The organism is Streptomyces sp. 15-116A, from assembly GCF_025290915.1.
GTDB lineage: Bacteria > Actinomycetota > Actinomycetes > Streptomycetales > Streptomycetaceae > Streptomyces.
This window is the reverse complement of record NZ_JAOCQE010000402.1, coordinates 1-4,263: the sequence shown is the minus strand read 5'-3', so window position 1 is coordinate 4,263 and position 4,263 is coordinate 1. Positions and strand designations below refer to the sequence as shown.

At 73.2% G+C, this 4,263-nt stretch carries 5 protein-coding genes; 2 read left to right on the top strand and 3 right to left on the bottom strand.

Annotated elements, in window-relative coordinates; genetic code table 11:
• Positions 1-712: polysaccharide deacetylase family protein (locus N4P33_RS33235; protein ID WP_260830653.1), on the top strand; the 712-nt coding region annotated here is incomplete at its 5' end.
• A 53-nt stretch (positions 713-765) separates the two neighbouring features.
• Here N4P33_RS33235 and N4P33_RS33230 read toward each other — a convergent pair.
• Positions 766-1,434: a class F sortase gene (locus N4P33_RS33230; RefSeq protein WP_260830652.1), complete on the bottom strand. Its 669-nt coding sequence runs from the start codon at positions 1,432-1,434 to the stop codon at positions 766-768.
• 333 nt (positions 1,435-1,767) lie between these two features.
• On the opposite strand from N4P33_RS33230, the gene N4P33_RS33225 reads away from it, so the two are divergent.
• Positions 1,768-2,313, top strand: a complete 546-nt coding sequence (locus N4P33_RS33225; RefSeq protein WP_260830651.1) for a hypothetical protein — start codon at positions 1,768-1,770, stop codon at positions 2,311-2,313.
• A gap of 144 nt (positions 2,314-2,457) precedes the next feature.
• Here the strand turns inward: N4P33_RS33225 and N4P33_RS33220 are convergent, their stop codons facing one another.
• Together N4P33_RS33220 and N4P33_RS33215 are read right to left on the bottom strand one after the other, a co-directional pair.
• Positions 2,458-3,168, bottom strand: coding sequence for a hypothetical protein (locus N4P33_RS33220; protein WP_260830650.1), 711 nt, complete (start codon positions 3,166-3,168; stop codon positions 2,458-2,460).
• Positions 3,169-3,365: 197 nt separating this feature from the next.
• Positions 3,366-4,124, bottom strand: a complete 759-nt coding sequence (locus N4P33_RS33215) for a DUF4239 domain-containing protein (protein ID WP_260830649.1) — start codon at positions 4,122-4,124, stop codon at positions 3,366-3,368.
• Positions 4,125-4,263: the final 139 nt, after the last annotated feature.

The following is a 4,263-nucleotide window of genomic DNA, read 5'->3' as shown; positions in this document are numbered from 1 at the left end:
CGCCGCCGGCGCCCAGGCCGCACGCCGCCCGCTCCAGCCGTCCGCGTACCGCCTCCGGCCGCTCACCGGCTACGGCCCGCCGCGCACGGCACCCGGCCGGACCCCGGTGCGCAGCACACCGCTGCTGCGCATGACCGGACGCGGCAACACCATGGTCCTGACCTTCGACGACGGCCCCGACCCCCGCTACACCCCCGACATCCTGGACACCCTGGCCGCGTACGACGTGCGCGCGATGTTCTTCGTGTGCGGGGAGATGGCCGCCGAGAACAGGGATCTGCTGGCCCGGATGGCCGACGAGGGCCATGTCGTCGGCAACCACACCTGGTCCCACCCGCTGCTCACCAGCCTGCGCCGCGGCCGGATCCGCGCCGAGATGGAACGCACCTGCGACATCATCGAGCAGGCCTACGGCGGACGCCCCGAGTGGTTCCGCGCCCCCTACGGCGCCTGGAACCGCGCCGCGTTCCAGCTCGGCGCCGAACTGGGCATGGAACCCCTCGCCTGGACCGTCGACACCCTCGACTGGACCAGCCCCGGCACCCGCACCATCGTCGAGCGGGTCGAGGACGGCGCCGCCCCCGGCGTCGTGGTGCTCTCGCACGACGCCGGGGGCGAACGCTCCCAGAGTGTCCGGGCCCTGCGCGACTACCTGCCCCAACTGCTCGACTCCGGCTACCACATCAGCGTGCCCCGCCGGCAGTACGCCTGAGCCCGCCGGCCGGTCCCGCCGGCCCTGTCCCGCCCGCCCGGCGAGGCCGCCTCTCAGCGGACCTCGACCAGGCGGGCGAAGACGACCACATTGCCGTCGTAGCCGTCCTGCGGGGAGAAACCCCCGCCACAGGTGATCACCCGTACCTCGGCGGCCCCCTTGGAGGCGTACACGCGCTCCCCGGGGAAGCTGTTCTTCGCGAAGACCTCGACGCCGTAGATCTCGAAGACGGCCGTCTTGCCGTCCCTGCGCGCGATCTCGACGAGCTGGCCCTTCTTCAGCGCGCCCAGCCCGTAGAACACGGCCGGGCCCTGCTGGTTGTCGACATGGCCGACGACGACCGCCGTGCCCTTCTCACCCGGGGAGACCGCCCCGCTGAACCAGCCCGCCAGGTTCGGGTCCTCGGGCGGCGGCGCGTCCACCCAGCCCGCGGCGTCCAGGCCCACCGGCATGATCGGCGCGTCCACCTGGATCGCCGGGATGCGCACCCGGTCCGGCACGGCGAACGGCAGCGGCGCGGCCGTGCCGGTCATGACCCCGGCGGGGGTCCTGCTGTCGGCGGCGGCCGCGCTGGCGGGCTGCGGGGGACCCTCGTCGAACTCCCCGGAGCCGTTGCGGAGGAGCGCGAGCCCGGTGAGCAGGACCAGCGCTATCACGCCCCACGGCGCGCGCTTCTTCGGCCGCTGCGCCTCTTCGAGTTCGGCCGCCTCGAAAGCAGACATTCGCCTTCCCCTCTCGACACGGCCGTCGCCGTGTCACTCGCGCATGGCAGAACGCTAAGTGCGGTGCGCGCAACCGGCGACGGGGCGGCGGCGAACGGGTGGCCCGGGCGCTCACCGGTGCGCCATCCGAGGTGTGCCGACCAGAAGATTTTCTGACGGTCCGTGACCTGCGGCGATATCCGATCATGTGGCCGGTGCGCGGGGTACGGCCTCACCGGGACGGACCATTCCCGACATGCGGGCCGCCGCACCGCATCCGAATGTCTTTCCGGGAGGCGCTTTCTCGCCGATCGACCGGGGACGGGACCCGGGGCGCCTTCCGCGGAGGATCACATGCGCAATCCACGTGCTCTGGCGGCCGCCGGTGCCGCCGTCGCCGTCCTCGGCCTCGCCGCCCCGGCTGCCGTCGCCGACGGAGGCGGGGTCCCCGGACCGTCCAACATCGTCGTCATGCCCAGCGTCATCGCCGCCGGCGGCCAGCTGACCATCACCGTCGACGGCTGCCCCAACGGGGGCCACGCGACCTCCGACGCCTTCCCCAGGACGAACCTGACTCCGGTCGGCGGGCGCGGCGACATGGCCACGGGCGGCCGCGGCGACATGGCCGGCGGCAGCCGCGGCAACACCGCCAAGGGAACCGCCACCGTCCACTCCGACGCGCGGCCCGGCCGGTACGACGTCCACGTCGAGTGCTCCGGGCGCACGCTGACCCGTCCCGCGGCCTTCACCGTCATCGGCGGTGTCCGCGGCGGCATCGGCGGCAGCAGCACCAGCGGGGCGACCCCGACCGATGTCGCCATCGGCGGTGCGCTGGTGGCCACGGCGATGGTCGGCGGCGGTGTCTTCTGGATGCGCCGCCGCGCCGAGAAGCGGATCTGAGGTTTCGCGGACGCCGCCTCGCTTCGACCCTGTCGCGCACGTGGGCCTCGCCCCGGAACCGAAGGCCGGTTCCGGGGCGCAGCCCTGCCGGGGAGGGCCCGGGCTGCGGCGGGCGGGGACGTGGGTGCGCATGACGGCCTCGACTCAGGAGCCGTCCTGCTCGCCGGGCCGGCGGTACAGGCGGTACGCCACCCCGAGCGAGCCGGCGACGAGGACCGCGCCGAGGCCCATCGTGCCGAGGCCGGCGCCGGCGAAGGCGCCGCCCTCACCGGCGTGCACCCCCTTGGGATGACGGCCGTGCCCGTTCTCACCGGGCTCCACATCGACCGGGGTGGGCAGCGACACGGGTCCGCCGATCGTCAGAGACCGCGTCTCGGTGAAGGTGACGCACGTGAACGACACTCGGTACCGCGCGCCGACGCGGGCGTCGCGGTCGATCGTCGTCATCGCCGTGGACCGCCGCGGCGGGATGGTGACCGTGTCGAACAGGGCGGACGTGACCGTCACATGGCCCGTGCAGGCTCCGTCGCTCCTGTCGACGCGCAGGGTGACCGTGTCGCCCGGCTCGACGATCGCGGGCTCCACGCTGTAGCGGGACGGTGTGACGATGCCGCCCTCGGCCCTGAGCCCCGTGACGCCCCTGACCTCCGTGGCCCCTGTGACCCCCGAAGCGACGGAAGCGCCCGAAGCCGCCGACGCCGCCGAGGCAGTCCAACGGGCCGACGCGGCCGAAACGGCCGAAACGGCCGCCGGTGGGGCACCGGCGGCCGTCTCGGCACCGGCGACCGGTGCGGCGGTGAGGGTGAGGGCGCCGGCGCCCAGCAGCGCGGCGGAAGCGACGCGTATCGCGTGCATGGTGGATCCTCCGGGTTCCGAGGCACGGCCGCGGACCTGTTCCGCTCGCGCCGGGAATGCGCCTCGATGACCGAAACGCTAGGAAGACTCACACGCCCGCGCGATCGCTGTAGCGCCGAACGGGTCACGCCGGTGGGCCGGCCGGGGGACGCGCGCGGTGTGGCGCCCGTCGCCCGGGCCGGCGTCGTGCCCGGTGCTCAGACGTGCGGGAACAGGTACCGGAACGGATCCGCCGATGCCGTGATCCCCCTGCTGTACGGCGCGTCGAAGTCCCAGATGAGGAAGAGCAGGAAGGCGATCAGCGCCGAGAACAGCCCGGCCAGGACCAGCTCCCGCCCGGTGCGCCGGATCTGCAGCGCGAAGATCATGCCGATCGTGACCACGGCCCCGGCGATCAGCCCGAACCACACCACCCCCGGCATGGTCTCCCCGGTGGACTCCGCCCGCGCGGAACGCGCCTGGTCGGCGGCGGTCACCTGGTCCACGAGCGGCTGGTAGGCCTGTGCCTCGAAGTCCGTGCGCGGCCGGTAGTCGGTGACGTCCCGGCGCACCTGGTCCAGCAACTCGGTGCCCCGCTCGGTGACTTCGCCCTTCTCGGCCATGGTCTTCCACTCCGTGGTGACCACATGTCCGACATAGGCGTTGACATCGTCCCGGATGCGGTCGCGGACCTCGGCCGGGTAGACCCGTACCCGCTCGGTGATCTCGTGCAGCGCGACGGCCTCCGCCCGCACATGGTCCTGCGCGGCGCTGCGTCCCTCCCAGACCCCGGCGATGGCCAGGCCCAGGACGATGGCGTACACCACGCCGATCCACATCGTCATGTACTCGATGACGTCCGGGGTCTCGCTGGTGTCCTCGTCGTCGGCCGCCCTGCGGTGCCGTACGACGGTGATGACGACCACCACGAGACCGGCGGCCAGCATCGCGAGGGTGAGAACAAGCCATTCCGGCAAGGGGTTCCTCCAGAACAAGTCACGGGACGAGGCGGATCAGCGCGGACGGAGCGCGGCGACGGCGACCACCGCGGGCGTTGTGATGAGCAGAACGAAGGTCAGCGGCGAGGTGGCACCGCGCGAGGGCCGCGACGCCTTG